This is a genomic window from Streptomyces sp. NPDC050738 (genome assembly GCF_040654175.1).
GTDB lineage: Bacteria > Actinomycetota > Actinomycetes > Streptomycetales > Streptomycetaceae > Streptomyces.
On the sequence record NZ_JBFAHN010000014.1, the window covers coordinates 60464 to 75537 of the forward strand.

General features: G+C 71.0%; 19 protein-coding genes. 3 read left to right on the top strand and 16 right to left on the bottom strand.

Annotation, left to right across the window (positions count from 1 at the left end; genetic code table 11):
- Window positions 1–11 precede the first annotated feature (11 nt).
- The 3 genes from AB0H78_RS29405 to AB0H78_RS29415 all read right to left on the bottom strand — a co-directional run bounded on the left by AB0H78_RS29405 (window position 12) and on the right by AB0H78_RS29415 (window position 1521).
- Window positions 12–455 carry a DUF2752 domain-containing protein gene (locus AB0H78_RS29405; RefSeq protein WP_363237803.1) on the bottom strand — a complete coding sequence of 148 codons (444 nt, stop codon included), beginning with the start codon at window positions 453–455 and terminating at the stop codon, window positions 12–14.
- Window positions 456–538: 83 nt separating this feature from the next.
- Window positions 539–787, bottom strand: a complete 249-nt coding sequence (locus tag AB0H78_RS29410; RefSeq protein ID WP_363237804.1) for an HGxxPAAW family protein — start codon at window positions 785–787, stop codon at window positions 539–541.
- An 80-nt stretch (window positions 788–867) separates the two neighbouring features.
- Window positions 868–1521 (bottom strand): TIGR02234 family membrane protein, encoded by a 654-nt coding sequence (locus tag AB0H78_RS29415; protein WP_363237675.1) that lies wholly within the window; start codon window positions 1519–1521, stop codon window positions 868–870.
- Between the two features lie 411 nt (window positions 1522–1932).
- Here AB0H78_RS29415 and AB0H78_RS29420 point away from each other — a divergent pair, with 411 nt between their 5' ends.
- On the top strand, window positions 1933–3027 hold the full coding sequence (locus AB0H78_RS29420) for a S53 family peptidase (protein ID WP_363237805.1): 1095 nt from the start codon (window positions 1933–1935) through the stop codon (window positions 3025–3027).
- Here the strand turns inward: AB0H78_RS29420 and AB0H78_RS29425 are convergent, their stop codons facing one another.
- Window positions 3028–4512 (bottom strand): anthranilate synthase component I, encoded by a 1485-nt coding sequence (locus AB0H78_RS29425; RefSeq protein WP_363237676.1) that lies wholly within the window; start codon window positions 4510–4512, stop codon window positions 3028–3030.
- A gap of 79 nt (window positions 4513–4591) precedes the next feature.
- Between AB0H78_RS29425 and AB0H78_RS29430 the strand changes: the two genes are divergently transcribed.
- The gene (locus AB0H78_RS29430) at window positions 4592–5086 is read left to right on the top strand and encodes a hypothetical protein (protein WP_363237677.1); all 495 of its coding nucleotides are present in this window, start codon (window positions 4592–4594) and stop codon (window positions 5084–5086) included.
- Here AB0H78_RS29430 and hisI read toward each other — a convergent pair.
- Window positions 5026–5391 (bottom strand): phosphoribosyl-AMP cyclohydrolase, encoded by a 366-nt coding sequence (gene hisI / locus AB0H78_RS29435; protein WP_363237678.1) that lies wholly within the window; start codon window positions 5389–5391, stop codon window positions 5026–5028. The two genes, AB0H78_RS29430 and hisI, sit on opposite strands and share 61 nt — an antisense overlap.
- 83 nt (window positions 5392–5474) lie before the next feature.
- Here hisI and AB0H78_RS29440 point away from each other — a divergent pair, with 83 nt between their 5' ends.
- On the top strand, window positions 5475–6107 hold the full coding sequence (locus AB0H78_RS29440) for a TIGR03085 family metal-binding protein (RefSeq protein WP_363237679.1): 633 nt from the start codon (window positions 5475–5477) through the stop codon (window positions 6105–6107).
- On the opposite strand, the gene AB0H78_RS29445 is transcribed toward AB0H78_RS29440, so the two are convergent.
- The 11 genes from AB0H78_RS29445 to hisD form a co-directional block, all read right to left on the bottom strand.
- Window positions 6104–7357, bottom strand: a complete 1254-nt coding sequence (locus tag AB0H78_RS29445) for an MFS transporter (protein WP_363237680.1) — start codon at window positions 7355–7357, stop codon at window positions 6104–6106. The two genes, AB0H78_RS29440 and AB0H78_RS29445, sit on opposite strands and share 4 nt — an antisense overlap.
- Window positions 7354–7941 (bottom strand): helix-turn-helix domain-containing protein, encoded by a 588-nt coding sequence (locus AB0H78_RS29450; protein WP_363237681.1) that lies wholly within the window; start codon window positions 7939–7941, stop codon window positions 7354–7356. Before AB0H78_RS29450 ends, AB0H78_RS29445 begins: the two co-directional genes overlap by 4 nt.
- A 73-nt stretch (window positions 7942–8014) precedes the next feature.
- Window positions 8015–9295 carry an MFS transporter gene (locus AB0H78_RS29455; RefSeq protein ID WP_363237682.1) on the bottom strand — a complete coding sequence of 427 codons (1281 nt, stop codon included), beginning with the start codon at window positions 9293–9295 and terminating at the stop codon, window positions 8015–8017.
- Between the two features lie 68 nt (window positions 9296–9363).
- Complete coding sequence (hisF, locus tag AB0H78_RS29460) at window positions 9364–10119, bottom strand: imidazole glycerol phosphate synthase subunit HisF (protein ID WP_363237683.1); 756 nt, start codon at window positions 10117–10119, stop codon at window positions 9364–9366.
- Window positions 10116–10511: a RidA family protein gene (locus AB0H78_RS29465; RefSeq protein ID WP_363237684.1), complete on the bottom strand. Its 396-nt coding sequence runs from the start codon at window positions 10509–10511 to the stop codon at window positions 10116–10118. Before AB0H78_RS29465 ends, hisF begins: the two co-directional genes overlap by 4 nt.
- Window positions 10508–11236, bottom strand: coding sequence for a bifunctional 1-(5-phosphoribosyl)-5-((5-phosphoribosylamino)methylideneamino)imidazole-4-carboxamide isomerase/phosphoribosylanthranilate isomerase PriA (gene priA / locus AB0H78_RS29470; RefSeq protein WP_363237685.1), 729 nt, complete (start codon window positions 11234–11236; stop codon window positions 10508–10510). The genes AB0H78_RS29465 and priA overlap by 4 nt, the downstream gene beginning before the upstream one ends.
- On the bottom strand, window positions 11236–11883 hold the full coding sequence (gene hisH / locus AB0H78_RS29475; protein ID WP_363237806.1) for an imidazole glycerol phosphate synthase subunit HisH: 648 nt from the start codon (window positions 11881–11883) through the stop codon (window positions 11236–11238). Before hisH ends, priA begins: the two co-directional genes overlap by 1 nt.
- Window positions 11874–12041: a hypothetical protein gene (locus AB0H78_RS29480; protein WP_363237686.1), complete on the bottom strand. Its 168-nt coding sequence runs from the start codon at window positions 12039–12041 to the stop codon at window positions 11874–11876. Before AB0H78_RS29480 ends, hisH begins: the two co-directional genes overlap by 10 nt.
- 2 nt (window positions 12042–12043) lie before the next feature.
- The gene (gene hisB / locus AB0H78_RS29485) at window positions 12044–12637 is read right to left on the bottom strand and encodes an imidazoleglycerol-phosphate dehydratase HisB (protein WP_363237687.1); all 594 of its coding nucleotides are present in this window, start codon (window positions 12635–12637) and stop codon (window positions 12044–12046) included.
- A complete protein-coding gene (locus AB0H78_RS29490) occupies window positions 12634–13755 on the bottom strand; it encodes a histidinol-phosphate transaminase (protein ID WP_363237688.1) in 1122 nt (373 codons plus the stop codon). The genes hisB and AB0H78_RS29490 overlap by 4 nt, the downstream gene beginning before the upstream one ends.
- Window positions 13752–15071, bottom strand: coding sequence for a histidinol dehydrogenase (hisD, locus tag AB0H78_RS29495; protein WP_363237689.1), 1320 nt, complete (start codon window positions 15069–15071; stop codon window positions 13752–13754). The genes AB0H78_RS29490 and hisD overlap by 4 nt, the downstream gene beginning before the upstream one ends.
- Window positions 15072–15074 lie beyond the last annotated feature (3 nt).

Consider the following 15074-nt stretch of genomic DNA (forward strand, 5'->3'; position numbering starts at 1 on the left):
TACCTGGGCATTTACGGGATGAGTGCTGATCCGAACGGCAGGTTCCGGACAACGGAGAAGATCAACGCGACGCCGCCGATCGCCCACCACCAGCGTGCGGGGATCGCGATCCGCGTGGTCCGGTTCTGCACCGCCCGGACGATCCAGCCCACCATCACGACGGCGAAGACGCCGTAGCCGACGACGGCCAGGGCGTTGTCTCCGAGCGCCGTGACCAGGTCGCCGTGGGCGACCGCGTAGGCGCTGCGCAGACCTCCGCAGCCGGGGCAGTAGATCCCGGTGACCGCGTACAGCGGGCAGACGGGGTAGTGCCCGGGGTGGTTGGGGTTCACGGAGCCGACGTACGCGAAAGCCGCCGCGACGGCGGCGATGCTGCCCACCGGGGTGAGAAGCCGGCGCGCCGGCGAGGCGGGGACAGGCGTCGGGGCGGGGACGAACGCTGCGGGAGGCTCCACTGTTTCCACCTGGTGATTGTCGCCGTTCGCGCGAAAAGGCGCAGCCCGGACGGGGCTGCGCCTCAGATCTGTCGCGCGGTGGTTCAGCGCGTCTGCAGCTCGCTGGCGCGGATCCGGGCCTGGGCCACGGCCTCGGACTCCTTCGGCGCGCCCATGCCCGCGGCCTTCATGGCGAGACCGACGACTCCACCGAGGGCGATGACGACGAGCCCGGCCCAGAACCCGAGCGGGTTGGCGAGCACCATGAAGGCGCCCGAGACGCAGAAGCCGATGAAGGCGATGATGACGCCGGTCCAGGCGGCCGGGTTGTGTCCGTGGGCGCTGCCCGCCATGAGTTGCTCCTCGTTGTTGCTGTGTGTCGAACGCTCGCCGCCCATTGTTCCGTACGGAGCCTCGGGGCGTGAGTTGGGGGTCACTCTTCGCGCGTCGGGTCCTCGCCCCGGTCGAGCGCCTTCCAGATCTCCTCGGGGCGCTCCGGGTCCGGTGCGGTGCGGGCCGCCCGGGGGCGGGGGCTGCCGTCGCGTTCGTAGCGGCCGGACATCGCGGGCCAGAGCTTGCCGTAGCGCAGGGCGAGGAGGCCGGCGAGGAGGATCAGCACGGCGCCCGCGGCGGTGATGTAGGGCCAGGCGGTGTGGGTGACCGCGTCGATGGTCGCGGAGGTGTCGCCCGCGGTCTTCGCGGCCTTCTCGTCCAGCGCGGAGGTGTCCGAGACGCCGAGCAGTGCGGCGGCCGCGGCTCCGGCGCCGCTCAGGGCGAGGAGCGCGGAGACGAGGAGACGGCCGGCCTTGCGTACGGCGAAGACCGCGACCAGGGCGGCCAGGCCGACGATGGCGAGCGCGGTGGGCAGACCCGTGACGTCGCCTCCGGTGGCCTTCAGCGGGACGGTTCCGCCGCCGACCGCGACCGTGCCTTCGGCCCAGGTCTGGCCCGAGGTCATCAGGACGACGGCAGCGCCGATGGCGCCGAGCAGCAGGGCGATGCCGAGGCTGCGGCGGCCGGAGGCGGCGGCAGCGGCTTCGGGGCCGGCTTCGGTTCGGGGCGGGGGTACGGCGGTCACGTACTCCACTATCCCCTGCGGGGCCTTCCGGCCGACAGCCGGGCCCCGGGTCAACCCGCGTAGACCCCTGTCATGCCCATGCTCTGGTCAGCGATCCGCCATCGAATTCCCCCGAAGGCAAAGCGGAGGTAGAGCTTCCGAGGTTCCGCTTGTTGACGTGCTCGCATCACTCCTACGTTCACTTCGGCCCGTCGCCCACCAGGCGCAACGGGCTGCACAGCGCACCCGCACCCTTCCCCGGTTCACCGACCTCTCGGAGGCATCTCGATGCGCAGACCCCTCACCCTCGCCGCGGCGGCTGCTTTCGCCACGGCCTTGTTCGCCTTCGGTGCCCCCTCGGGCGTCGCGGCGACCGCATCCTCCCCCCACAGCGGCGTCACCGTCACCCGCGCCTGTGCGGCGCCGACGCAGAAGAACGTCATGGCCTGCAAGGCACTTCGGGTCAGCGGCGGCACCGTGCACGCCGCGCGGACCGAGACCGTGAAGCCGGACGCCGCCGCCGCGGCCCCCTCGGGTTACGGGCCCGGCAATCTGCAGAGCGCCTACGGACTGACCTCGGCCGCCGCCTCCCAGGGCAGCGGCGCCACGATCGCGATCGTGGACGCGTACAACGACCCGAACGCCGAGGCGGACCTCGCCAAGTACCGCGCCCAGTACGGGCTTTCGGCCTGCACCACGGCCAACGGCTGCTTCAAGAAGGTCGGCCAGACCGGCTCCACCACCTCGCTGCCCGCCGCCGACGCCGGCTGGTCGGAGGAGATATCCCTCGACCTCGACATGGCCAGCGCCGTCTGCCCCAACTGCCACATCCTGCTCGTCGAGGCGAAGACCGCGTCCATGGCCAACCTCGGCACCGCGGTCAACGAGGCGGTCACCCTCGGCGCCAAGTACGTCTCCAACAGCTACGGCGGCTCCGAGTCCTCCAGTGACACCGGCTACGACACCAAGTACTTCAACCACCCGGGCGTCGCGATCACCGTCAGCGCGGGCGACTCCGGTTACGGCGCGGAGTACCCGGCGGCCTCCAAGTACGTGACCTCGGTGGGCGGCACCGCCCTCTCCTCCGCGTCCAACACCCGCGGCTGGACCGAGTCCGTCTGGTCGACGAACTCCACCGAGGGCACCGGATCCGGCTGCTCCGCGTACGACGCCAAGCAGACCTGGCAGAAGGACACCGGCTGCGCGAAGCGCACGATCTCCGACGTCTCGGCGGTCGCCGACCCGGCGACGGGCGTGGCGGTCTACGACTCGTACGGGATCACCGCGGGCTGGTACACCTTCGGCGGCACCAGCGCCTCCTCGCCGATCATCGCGGCGGTGTACGCGCTGGCCGGGACGCCGTCGTCGGGCTCGTACCCGACCTCGTTCCCGTACGCCCACACCACCTCGCTCAACGACGTGACGAGCGGATCGAACGGCAGCTGCTCGGGGACCTACCTGTGCACCGCGAAGTCCGGCTACGACGGTCCGACGGGCCTCGGCACGCCGAGCGGAACGGCGGCCTTCACCGGCTGATCACCGGCTGATCCTGTTGGCCGTGTGCACCGCGCGGAGCACGGCGGCCGCCTTGTTGCGGCACTCCGTGTCCTCCGCCACCGGGTCGGAGTCGGCCACCACGCCGGCTCCGGCCTGCACGTACGCGGTCCCGTCGCGCAGCAGCGCGGTGCGGATCGCGATCGCCGTGTCGGAGTCGCCTGCGAAGTCGAGGTAGCCGACGCAGCCGCCGTACAGGCCGCGCCGGGAGGGCTCCAGCTCGTCGATGATCTGCATCGCGCGGGGCTTGGGAGCGCCGGAGAGCGTGCCGGCGGGGAAGCAGGCGGTGAGCACGTCGAAGGCGGTGCGGCCCTCGGCGACCTGCCCGGTCACCGTCGAGACGATGTGCATGACGTGCGAGTACTTCTCGACCGACATGAAGTCGACGACCTCGACGGAGCCCGGCTCGCAGACCCGCCCCAGGTCGTTGCGGCCGAGGTCGACCAGCATCAGGTGCTCGGCCCGCTCCTTGGGATCGGCGAGCAGCTCCTCGGCGAGCGCCTGGTCCTCCTGCGGTGTCGCGCCGCGGTGGCGGGTGCCGGCGATGGGGTGCACCATCGCGCGCCCGTCCTCGACCTTGACCAGGGCCTCGGGGCTGGAGCCGACCACGTCGAAACCGTCGAAGCGGAAGAGGTACATGTACGGGGAGGGGTTGGTGGCCCGCAGGACCCGGTAGACGTCCAACGCGCTTGCCGTGCAAGGGGTTTCGAAGCGCTGGGACGGTACGACCTGGAAGGCCTCGCCCGCCCTGATCCGCTCCTTGATGTCGTCGACGGCGTCCTGGTAGGCCTTGCCGCCCCACAGCGCGGTGTACTCCGGGAGCTCGGAGGCGGGCAGCTCGACGGGCGCGCTCGGCACGGACCGCGCCAGGTCGGCCTCCATCGCGTCGAGGCGGGCGACCGCGTCCGCGTACGCCTCGTCGACGCCGCTCGCCAGGTCGTTGTGGTTGATCGCGTTGGCGATCAGCAGCACCGACCCCTCCCAGTGGTCCATGACCGCAAGGTCCGAGGTGAGCAGCATGGTCAGCTCGGGCAGCTGGAGGTCGTCGCGCTCCCCCGGGCCGATCTTCTCCAGGCGGCGCACGATGTCGTACCCGAGATAGCCGACCATGCCCCCGGTGAAGGGCGGCAGTCCGCCGGCCAGGTCGCGCGGGGTGTGCAGCGCCTCGCCCGTGGCGCGCAGCGCGAGCAGCGGGTCGCCGTCGACCGGGACGCCGACGGGCGGGGTGCCCTGCCAGTGGGCCTGGCCTTCGCGGGAGGTGAGGGTGGCGGCGGACCGTACGCCGATGAACGAATAGCGGGCCCAGGACCGGCCGTTCTCCGCGGACTCCAGCAGGAACGTCCCCGGGCGCTCGGCGGCGAGCTTGCGGTAGAGCCCGACCGGGGTGTCGCCGTCCGCGAGCAGCCGGCGGCTGACGGGAATGACACGGCGGTCGACGGCGAGCTTGCGGAAGGTCTCAAGGTCCATGGCGGAAAGCTTAGAGCTGTGCGGGGGGCGGTCGGCGTTGCAGGCCGAGGAGTGGACCGCGACCCACTAGAACCGAGGAATGATCACGCCGCTCCTCGCTTCCGCCGCAGCCCTGACCGTCCTCCTCACAGGCCCCGGGCCTTGCGTGCCCGTCACGGGGGACGTGGCGTCGCGCGTGAAGGCCGCCGGTCTGACGATGCTCGACGAAGAGGCGATGGCGATGCACATCCATCCGCATCTGACGGTCTACGTGGACGGCCGGCGGGTCCCCGTCCCGGCGGATGTCGGCATCGACCGCACCGGACCCAAGCCCCGCTACAGCCCGCTGCACACCCACGACCGCTCGGGGAAACTGCACGTCGAGTCGGCGGTGTGGCGCGATTTCACGCTGGGCCAGTTCCTCGTCGAGTGGGGAGTGCGGTGCTCCGGCGGGCGCGCGACCGTCGACGGCGTCGCGTTCCGCGGCGACCCGTCGCGCATCGTGCTGCACGACAAGGACGACATCAAGCTGTTCTACGGGGTGGGCACGGTCAGCAGCACGTCCGCGTCGAAGCAGGTCCGCTCGCCCGTGTGACAGGCCGCGCCGATCTGGTCGACCTTCACGAGGAGGGTGTCGCCGTCGCAGTCCAGCGCGACGGACTTCACGTGCTGGAAGTGGCCCGAGGTGTCGCCCTTGACCCAGTACTCCCTGCGGCTGCGCGACCAGTACGTGCACCGTCCCGTGGTCAGCGTCCGGTGGAGCGCCTCGTCGTCCATCCACCCCAGCATCAGCACCTCGCCGGTGTCGTACTGCTGGGCGACGGCCGGCACCAGGCCCTCGGGGCTGCGCTTGAGGCGGGCGGCGACGGCGGGGTCGAGACTGCTGGGCGTGCTGGTCATACGTCCATTGTGCCGCGACGCGCGGACACCTCCGCGTCACGTCCACTGGGCGGGACGGGTCTCCCGGTCGTACGCTGGCGCCCATGTCGACCCATGCGAAGCGTGAACGACTTCTCCTCGCCGATCTGTTGGAAGCGGCCGGACCGGACGCCCCGACGCTCTGCGACGGCTGGAAGACCCGAGATCTCGCCGCCCATGTGGTGGTGCGCGAGCGCCGCCTGGACGCGGCCGGCGGAATCGTCCTCGGCGCGCTCAAGGGGCGCCTGGAACGAGTGCAGGCGGAGTTCGCCTCGAAGCCGTACGAGGAGCTGATCCAGCTCCTGCGCACCGGGCCTCCGAAGTTCTCCCCGTACGCCCTCAAGCAGATCGACGAGGGCGCGAACGCCGTGGAGTTCTACATCCACGCCGAGGACGTCCGCCGCGCCCAGCCCGACTGGACGCCGCGCGAGCTGGACCCGGTCTTCTCCGACACCCTGTGGCGTCGACTCGAGAAGGCCGCCCGGCTGGTGGGGCGCAAGTCGCCGGTGGGTCTGGTGCTGCGCCGCCCCGACGGCCAGACGGCGGTCGCGCACCGGGGCGCCCCGGTGGTGACGGTGACCGGCGAGCCGGGCGAGCTGACGCTGTTCGTCTACGGACGGCAGGACGCGGCCCGGGTGGAACTGGACGGGGACAAGGACGCCTCGGCGAAGGCCTTGGAAGCCAAACTCGGGCTTTAGCGCGGGAGTTGGACGCGGCGGAGCTCCTTGGACGCGAGTCCGAGGAGGCCGCCCGTCGCGCACACCGCGGCGCTCGTGACGAAGACCGGGACCGTGCCCCAGAGGCCGATCGCCGCGCCGGTGAGCGGGTAGGTGAGCGGGGCGATGCCGAGCGCCATCAGCATCGAGACCGAGGTGACGCGGCCCAAGTAGGCCGGGTCGCTCTGGGTCTGGGTGAGCGCCCCGCAGATCGCCCCGGCGAGGCCGGCCAGGGCGCCGATGGCGAAGCCCGCCAGTACGGCGAGGGCTATGGCGTGGGTGAAGGCGAGGCCCGCGATGGCCGCCGCTCCCCCGATGAGTGCGTACGACTGGACCAGACCCGCGTACGGGACGCGTCCCCGTATCGCCAGGAACAGGGCCGCCACCCCCGCGCCTGCACCGAATCCGGCGACGATCCAGCCCATGCCGGACGCGCCCCAGCCCCGCTCCTGGACCAGCAGGGTGAGGCCGATGTTCGCCGGACCCGAGAAGCCGAATTCGCCGACGGCGATGACGAGCATGAGCGGGGCGAGGACGCGGTGGCGGCGTATGTACCGTATGCCGTCGGCCAGTTGGCGCCAGGCGGTGCCATCCTCCTTGGCCTCCCCAGTGTCGGGGAGCGGTCCGATCCTCAGGCCGGACAACAGCGGCAGGGAGAGCACGAAGAGCATCCCGGCGGCGGCGAACGCGGCCGCCGAACCCCCGAGCGCGACGGCGAGTCCGCCCAGGGACGCCCCGGAAATGCCGCCTGCCCGGTACGCGATGCCGCGCAGCCCTTGCACGCGTGCCAGCTGCCCGGGAGCCACGATCCGGGGCGGCAGGGCGCCGACGGCGGGCATGAACAGGGCGTCCACGACCCCGAACATCAGGGCCACGGCGATCAGCATCCACAGCGCCGGGCTCACGAAGAGCAGGGCGAGAGCCATGCCCAGGATCACCGCGGCGCGCGCCGCGTCGCTGCCGATGACGACCCGGCGCGGCCCGAACCGGTCGGCGACCACTCCCCCGCCGAGCATCAGCAGGGCGCGCGGTACGGCGCCCACGGCGAGGACGAGCCCGGCCTGGGTGGGGCTGCCCGAGCGGACGGCGGCCCAGGACAGCGCCAGGAAGTAGATGTTGTCGCCGACGGTCGACGCGGTGTACGCGGCGAGCCAGCGCAGGACGTTGCCGTCGCGGTGGGCGGGGCGCTCGGGGGTGGCCGCGGCTATGAGCGCGGCGTCGGCGGCGGTCATGGGCGGAAGGGGAAGCCATAGACGTGGAGCGCGACATGCTCGCGCCCTTCGGTGTCGCCCGCTTCGTCGGCGGCCCTGCCCTTGTCCTGGTACTTCTTGACCAGGTCGCTCAACTCACCGCGCATGGACGCCAGTTCAGCGGCAGTGAGTCGGGGCACCCACTCGGAGTCGAGTGATGCGGAACGCCATTCCGTGTTCCAGGTCTCCGCCTCGTCGAGGTGGCGGAGGTAGAGCTCCGAGCGCTGCTGGAAGAACGTCCGGACGAGAGAACCTTGCGCGGCGAGCATCTCGGGCGCCTCCCGTACATCCTCGTGCCGGACACCCATCCCGTCCGAGGTGAGCTGCCACCACCGCTCCCGGCCGTCCGTGCCTTGCGGCTCCGCCTCCTCGACGAGGCCGTGCTCGGCGAGCTTGCGCAGGTGGTAGCTCGTCAGCGAGACCGCCTCGTCGACGCGTTCGGCCAACTGGGACGCGGTGGCGACGCGGGCGATGTACAGCGCCCGGTAGAGCCGCATGCGCAACGGGTGCCCGAGCGCTTTCAGGGTGCCCAGGTCCTTGATGTATCGGGTTTCTCGCTCCGTCATGCCTCCACCGTAGATAGGAAAGAAAAACTGCGCAATAAAAATTGCGCAACTATTCTTTCGGAATCCGGGGCTCCTACGCCCGCACCTCGGGCAGCTCCGCACCCCGTACCGCCCGGGAAGCGAGCCCGATCGTCGCGCCCAGTGCGCTGAGCGCGCCGCCCGCGACGTAGAGCGGGGCGGTGCCGGTGAATTCGGTCAGTACGCCGAAGAGGGGGTACGCGAGCGGGGCGATGCCCACACCCGTCAGCGCCATGACCGAGCTGACCCGGCCCAGATACGCCCGGTCGGTGGCCGTCTGGATCAGGCTCACCGCAAGACCGCCGCAGACCCCGCTGGCCAGCCCGGACAGCAAGGCGACAGCCACCGCTCCGGGCAGCGAGGGCACGAGGCCGATCGCGGCGATGCCCGCGGAGGCGACGACCAGGGAGACGTTCTGCACCATGCCGGCGCGCGGGAGGCGCCCTCGTACGGTCAGGAGCAGCGCCATCGATGTCGTCCCCACGCCGAACACACCCGAGATCCAGCCCATGCCGCCGGCGCCCCAGCCGCGCTGGTCGCAGAGCAGCACCAGGCCGACGGTGAGCGGGGCGATGATGCCGAACTGGCTCATGGCACCGGAGAGCACGAGCGGGCCGATCACCTTGTGGCGGCGGATGTAGGTCAAGCCCTCGACCAGATCGCGCCAGGGGGTGGTGGGCGTCGCGGGGGCGGCGTCCTTGATCGTGTCGTCGGCGGGGAGCGAGCCGATCCGTACCGCCCACAGGAGCGCGAGCGACAGACAGAACAGGGCGCCCGCGAGGGCGAATGCGGCGGCCGAGCCGCCAAGTCCCATGGCCATACCGGCGATTGGCGGGGCGGTGGTGCGGCTGAGACGGCCTGCCAGCATCACCATGCTCTGCAGGCGTACGACTTCGGAGGGCTCGGTGATGCGCGGCGGCAGCGCACCCACGGCCGGGAGGAACAGCGCGTCGACGACCCCGAAGACCAGCGCCACCGCGATCAGCACCCACAGCCCCGGCGAGGAGAACACCAGCGCGGCGGCGACGGCCAGGATCACCAGGCAGCGCAGGGCGTCCGAGCCCAGGACGACGGCACGCGGCCCGAAGCGGTCGGCCACCACTCCCCCGCCGAGCATGAGCACCGCCCGGGGGATGGAGCCCATCGCCATGACGATCCCCACCTCGGCGGGCGAGGCAACGGAGTTGGCGGCCCAGGCGAGGGCGACGAAGTAGATCCCGTCGCCGAGAAGCGAGGCGCTGTAGGCGACCAGCCAGCGCAGCACATTGCGGTCGCGGTAGGCGGGCCGGGGGCGTATCTCCCCGGTGGTCGTGTTCTTCTGCGCGGCCCTGTTCAACGGTCCCCCTGCTCGCGGCGATCAGCAGGGAGGACCGTAGGGGCATGTGCAGTGGGCACGCAACCCGATTAGCGGACGGGGTGACCCGCCTCGCGCAGGGCGTCCTTGACCTGCTGGATGCGCAGATCGCCGAAGTGGAAGACCGAGGCCGCGAGGACCGCGTCCGCGCCCGCCTCGATCGCCGGGGGGAAGTCGGCCAGCCGGCCCGCTCCGCCGGAGGCGATGACGGGGACGGTCACGTGCTTGCGTACCGCCGCGATCATCTCCGTGTCGTAGCCGTCCTTGGTGCCGTCGGCGTCCATGGAGTTGAGCAGGATCTCGCCCGCGCCCAATTCGGCTGCCTGGTGCGCCCATTCGACCGCGTCGATGCCCGCCGAGGTGCGGCCGCCGTGCGTCGTCACCTCGAAGGAGCCCGATGCCGTACGGCGGGCGTCCACCGACAGGACCAGCACCTGGCGGCCGAAGCGCTCGGCGATCTCGCGGATCAGGTCGGGGCGGGCGATGGCCGCGGTGTTCACGCCCACCTTGTCCGCGCCCGCACGCAGCAGCTTGTCGACGTCCTCGGTCGTACGGACGCCGCCGCCGACCGTGAGGGGGATGAAGACCTGCTCCGCGGTGCGGCGGACCACGTCGTACGTCGTCTCGCGGTTGCCGGAGGACGCCGTGATGTCGAGGAAGGTCAGCTCGTCCGCGCCCTCGGCGTCGTACAGCTTGGCCATCTCGACCGGGTCGCCCGCATCTCGCAGGTTCTGGAAGTTGACGCCCTTGACGACCCGGCCGTTGTCCACGTCCAGGCAGGGGATGACGCGTATGGCGAGACTCATGATTCGCCCCGGTACGCCTCGATCTCGACCTCGACGACCAGGCTGGGGTCGACGAATCCGGAGACGATGATCATGGATGCGGCCGGGCGGACCGCGTCGAAGACCTCTTTGTGGGCGCGGCCCACGTCGTCGACGTCCCGTGCGTGCGTGATGTACATCCGGGTGCGGACCACGTGGCCCGCGTCCAGACCGAGCTCCTTGAGCGCGTCGACGGCCACGCTGAAGGCGGCGATCGCCTGCTCGTACGGGCCGCCTTCGGCGATCCTGCCGTTGACGACGGCGGTGCAACCCGACACCAGGACAAGGCCGTTGGGGAGTTCCACGGCGCGCGAGTAGCCGATGGACTCCTCCCAGGGGCCGCCCGAGGAGATCTTGCGTACGGAGTCGGTCATGACGACGCCACCACCTTCAGGGCTTCTTCCAGCGTGAAGGCCTCGGCGTACAGGGCCTTTCCTACGATCGCGCCCTCGACACCCTCGGGGACCAGGGTGGAGATGGCGCGCAGGTCGTCCAGGGACGAGACGCCGCCCGAGGCGACGACGGGCTTGTCGGTGGCGGCGCAGACATTGCGCAGGAGCTCCAGGTTCGGGCCCGTGAGCGTGCCGTCCTTGGCGATGTCGGTGACGACATAGCGGGCGCAGCCCTCGGAGTCGAGGCGGGCCAGGGTCTCGTAGAGGTCGCCGCCGTCGCGGGTCCAGCCGCGGCCGCGCAGGGTCGTTCCCCGTACGTCCAGGCCCACCGCGATCCTTTCGCCGTACTCGGCGATGACCTTGGCGACCCACTCGGGGGTCTCCAGGGCCGCGGTGCCGAGGTTGACGCGGGTGCAGCCGGTGGCGAGGGCCGCTGCGAGCGTGGCGTCGTCGCGGATGCCGCCCGAGAGCTCGACCTTGATGTCCATCGCGGCCGAGACCTCGGCGATCAGCGCACGGTTGTCGCCGGTGCCGAAGGCGGCGTCGAGGTCGACCAGGTGCAGCCACTCGGCGCCCGCGCGCTGCCAGGTGAGGGCGGCTTCGAGCGGGGAGCCGTAGGACGTCTCGGAGCCGGACTCGCCATGGACGAGGCGCACTGCCTGGCCGTCGCGTACGTCTACGGCGGGGAGGAGTTCGAGCTTGGCCATTACAGGGTTCCGATCCAGTTGGTCAGCAGCTGGGCGCCGGCGTCGCCGGACTTTTCGGGGTGGAACTGCGTGGCCATGAGGGCGCCGTTCTCGACGGCCGACACGAAGCGCTCGCCGTGCGTGGAGAAGGTGACGCGCGGGGCCCTGATGGCGGGGTTGGTGACTTCCAGGGACCAGTCGTGAGCCGCGTAGGAGTGCACGAAGTAGTAGCGCGCATCGGCGTCCAGGCCCGCGAAGAGCTGGGAGTCGGCCGGGGCTTCGACGGTGTTCCAGCCCATGTGCGGGACGATGTCGGCCTTGAGCGGGCCGACCGTGCCGGGCCACTCGTCGAGGCCTTCGGTCTCCACGCCGTGCTCGATGCCGCGCTCGAAGAGGATCTGCATGCCGACGCAGATGCCCATCACCGGGCGGCCGCCGGAGAGCCGGCGGCCGATGATCCAGTCGCCGCGCGCTTCCTTGAGCCCCTGCATGCAGGCGGAGAAGGCGCCGACGCCGGGGACGAGCAGGCCGTCGGCGGCCATCGCCGTGTCGTAGTCGCGGGTGATCTCGACCTCCGCGCCGACGTGGGCCAGGGCGCGCTCGGCGGAGCGGACGTTGCCGAATCCGTAGTCGAAGACCACGACCTTCTTGGGAGTGCTCATGACCAGAGTCCCTGGATGCGCAGGACGCCGGAGACCAGGCACATGACCGCGCCGATGGAGAGCAGCACGATGAGGCTGGCGGGCATCTTCTGCTTGGCGAAGGAGTAGACGCCGCCGGCGAGGAAGAGGCCGAGGACGATGAGGATGGTGTTGAGGCCGGTCATGCTTACAGCGCGCCCTTGGTCGAAGGAAGGATGCCCGCGGCACGCGGGTCGTGTTCGGCTGCGTAACGCAGCGCCCGCGCAAGGGCCTTGAACTGGCACTCGACGATGTGGTGGGCGTTGCGTCCGTACGGCACGTGGACGTGCAGCGCGATCTGCGCCTGGGCGACGAAGGACTCCAGGATGTGCCGGGTCATCGTCGTGTCGTACTCGCCGATCATCGGCGCCATCTTCTCGGGCTCGGTGTGCACGAGGTACGGGCGGCCCGAGAGGTCCACGGTGACCTGGGCGAGGGACTCGTCCAGGGGGACCGTGCAGTTGCCGAAGCGGTAGATGCCCACCTTGTCGCCGAGCGCCTGCTTGAAGGCGGCGCCCAGCGCGAGGGCGGTGTCCTCGATGGTGTGGTGGGAGTCGATGTGCAGGTCGCCCTCGGTCTTGACCGTGAGGTCGAAGAGGCCGTGGCGGCCGAGCTGGTCGAGCATGTGGTCGTAGAAGCCGACGCCGGTCGACACGTCGACCTTGCCGGTGCCGTCGAGGTTGATCTCGACGACGACCGAGGTCTCCTTGGTCGTGCGCTCGACGCGTCCGATGCGGCTCATGCGGTGATCTCCTTGGCGCTGATCTCTTTGAAGAGTGTGCGTACCGCTTCGAGGAACGCGTCGTTCTCGGCGGGGGTGCCGACCGAGACGCGGAGCCATCCGGGGACTCCGTTGTCGCGGATCAGTACGCCGTGGTCGAGGATCGCCTGCCAGACGGCGTGGGCGTCCTCGAAGCGGCCGAACTGGATGAAGTTGGCGTCGGATGCGGTGACTTCGTATCCGATGGCGGTCAGCTCGGTGACCAGGCGGTCCCGCTCGGCCTTGAGCTGCTCGACGTAGCCGAGGAGCGTGTCGGTGTGCTCCAGGGCGGCCAGCGCGGTCGCCTGGGTGACGGAGGACAGGTGGTACGGCAGGCGCACCAGTTGTACGGCGTCCACGACGGCCGGGTCGGCGGCCAGGTAGCCCAGGCGCAGGCCCGCGGCGCCGAAGGCCTTGGACATGGTGCGGGAGAGGACCAGGTGCGGGCGGCCCTCGATCAGCGGGAGGAGGGACGGGGCGTGGCTGAATTCGCCGTACGCCTCGTCGATCACGACCATCGAGGGCTTCGCCGCCTGCGCGGCCTCGTACAGGGCGAGGACCGTCTCGGCGCCGACCGCGGTGCCGGTGGGGTTGTTGGGGGAGGTGATGAAGACGACGTCGGGCTTCTCGGCGGCGATGGTCGCGCAGGCGGCGTCGACGTCGATGGTGAAGTCGTCGTTGCGCGGTCCTGAGATCCAGCCGGTGCCGGTGCCGCGGGAGATGAGGGCGTGCATCGAGTACGAGGGCTCGAAGCCGATGGCGGTGCGGCCGGGTCCGCCGAAGGTCTGCAGCAGCTGCTGGAGGACTTCGTTGGAGCCGTTGGCCGCCCAGACCTGGGCGGTGGAGACCTCGTGGCCGGCGGTGCGGGTGAGGTATTTCGCGAGTTCCGTACGGAGCTCGACCGCGTCCCTGTCGGGGTAGCGGTTGAGGTCGCGGGCCGCTTCCTTCACGCGCTCGGCGATGCGCTCGACGAGGGCTTCGGGGAGCGGGTAGGGGTTCTCGTTGGTGTTGAGGCGTACGGGGACGTCCAACTGGGGCGCGCCGTAAGGGGACTTGCCGCGCAGTTCGTCCCGTACGGGAAGATCGTCGATCCCGGTCATGACGGCACCTTCCAACCGAAGCGCGCCTTGAGCGCCGCGCCGTGTGCGGGCAGATCCTCGGCCTCGGCGAGCGTCACCACATGGTGGGTGACCTCGGCGAGGGCGTCGCGCGTGTAGTCGACGATGTGGATGCCGCGCAGGAAGGACTGGACCGAGAGGCCCGAGGAGTGGCAGGCGCAGCCACCGGTGGGCAGGACGTGGTTGGAACCGGCGCAGTAGTCGCCGAGGGAGACCGGGGCCCAGGGGCCGACGAAGATCGCTCCGGCGTTGCGCACGCGGTCGGCGACCTGTGCCGCGTTCGCGGTCTGGATCTCCAGGTGCTCGGCGCCGTACGCGTTGACGACGGCGAGGCCGTCCTCGATGTTCTCGACGAGGACGATCGCGGACTGCCTGCCCGCGAGGGCAGGGGTGATCCGGTCCGCACGGTGCTTGGCGGCGGCGACCTGCGGCTCCAGCTCCTTCTCCACGGCGCTCGCGAGCTCCGCGGAGTCGGTGACCAGGACGGCCGCGGCGAGCGGGTCGTGCTCGGCCTGGCTGATCAGGTCGGCGGCGACGTGCACCGGGTCGGCGGTCTCGTCGGCGAGGACGGCGATCTCGGTGGGACCGGCTTCGGCGTCGATGCCGATGCGGCCGGCGAAGTAGCGCTTGGCGGCGGCGACCCAGATGTTGCCCGGGCCGACGACCAAATTGGCGGGGAGGCAGGACTCGGTGCCGTACGCGAACATCGCGACGGCGGTGGCCCCTCCGGCCGCGTACACCTCGTCGATACCGAGCAGCACACAGGCGGCCAGGATCGTGGGGTGCGGCAGGCCGTCGAACTCGGCCTGGGCCGGGGAGGCGAGAGCGATCGACTCGACGCCCGCTTCCTGCGCCGGGACGACGCCCATGATCACGGAGGACGGGTAGACGGAGCGGCCGCCGGGTGCGTAGATCCCGACGCGGTCGACCGGCACCCACTTCTCGGCCACGGTGCCGCCGGGGACGACCTGGGTGACCTTGTCGGTGCGGCGCTGCTCGCGGTGCACGATGCGGGCGCGGCGGATCGACTCCTCCAGGGCGGCCCTGACCTTGGGGTCGAGCTGCCGGAGGGCGTCGGCGAGTGCGGCGGCGGGCACGCGGACCTGCGCGAGCCGCACTCCGTCGAATTTCGCCGCGAAGTCGATCAGCGCCGCGTCGCCACGATGATGCACGTCCTCGCAGATGGGCCGCACCTTCTCCAGGGCGGCGGTCACGTCGAAGTCGGCACGGGGCAGCAGGTCGCGCAGGGCGCCGCCCTCGGGGAGGGCGTCGCCGCGCAGATCGATTCGTGAGATCACGGG

Bases quoted from the DNA above. Each gene is read 5' to 3' on its own strand.
- AB0H78_RS29410 (WP_363237804.1), bottom strand. From the start codon at position 787: ATGGCGGGCAGCGCCCACGGACACAACCCGGCCGCCTGGACCGGCGTC.
- AB0H78_RS29420 (WP_363237805.1), top strand. From the start codon at position 1,933: ATGGCCTGCAAGGCACTTCGGGTCAGCGGCGGCACCGTGCACGCCGCG.
- AB0H78_RS29425 (WP_363237676.1), bottom strand. From the start codon at position 4,512: ATGGACCTTGAGACCTTCCGCAAGCTCGCCGTCGACCGCCGTGTCATT.
- AB0H78_RS29430 (WP_363237677.1), top strand. From the start codon at position 4,592: ATGATCACGCCGCTCCTCGCTTCCGCCGCAGCCCTGACCGTCCTCCTC.
- hisI (WP_363237678.1), bottom strand. From the start codon at position 5,391: ATGACCAGCACGCCCAGCAGTCTCGACCCCGCCGTCGCCGCCCGCCTC.
- AB0H78_RS29440 (WP_363237679.1), top strand. From the start codon at position 5,475: ATGTCGACCCATGCGAAGCGTGAACGACTTCTCCTCGCCGATCTGTTG.
- AB0H78_RS29445 (WP_363237680.1), bottom strand. From the start codon at position 7,357: ATGACCGCCGCCGACGCCGCGCTCATAGCCGCGGCCACCCCCGAGCGC.
- AB0H78_RS29450 (WP_363237681.1), bottom strand. From the start codon at position 7,941: ATGACGGAGCGAGAAACCCGATACATCAAGGACCTGGGCACCCTGAAA.
- hisF (WP_363237683.1), bottom strand. From the start codon at position 10,119: ATGAGTCTCGCCATACGCGTCATCCCCTGCCTGGACGTGGACAACGGC.
- AB0H78_RS29465 (WP_363237684.1), bottom strand. From the start codon at position 10,511: ATGACCGACTCCGTACGCAAGATCTCCTCGGGCGGCCCCTGGGAGGAG.
- priA (WP_363237685.1), bottom strand. From the start codon at position 11,236: ATGGCCAAGCTCGAACTCCTCCCCGCCGTAGACGTACGCGACGGCCAG.
- AB0H78_RS29480 (WP_363237686.1), bottom strand. From the start codon at position 12,041: ATGACCGGCCTCAACACCATCCTCATCGTCCTCGGCCTCTTCCTCGCC.
- hisB (WP_363237687.1), bottom strand. From the start codon at position 12,637: ATGAGCCGCATCGGACGCGTCGAGCGCACGACCAAGGAGACCTCGGTC.
- AB0H78_RS29490 (WP_363237688.1), bottom strand. From the start codon at position 13,755: ATGACCGGGATCGACGATCTTCCCGTACGGGACGAACTGCGCGGCAAG.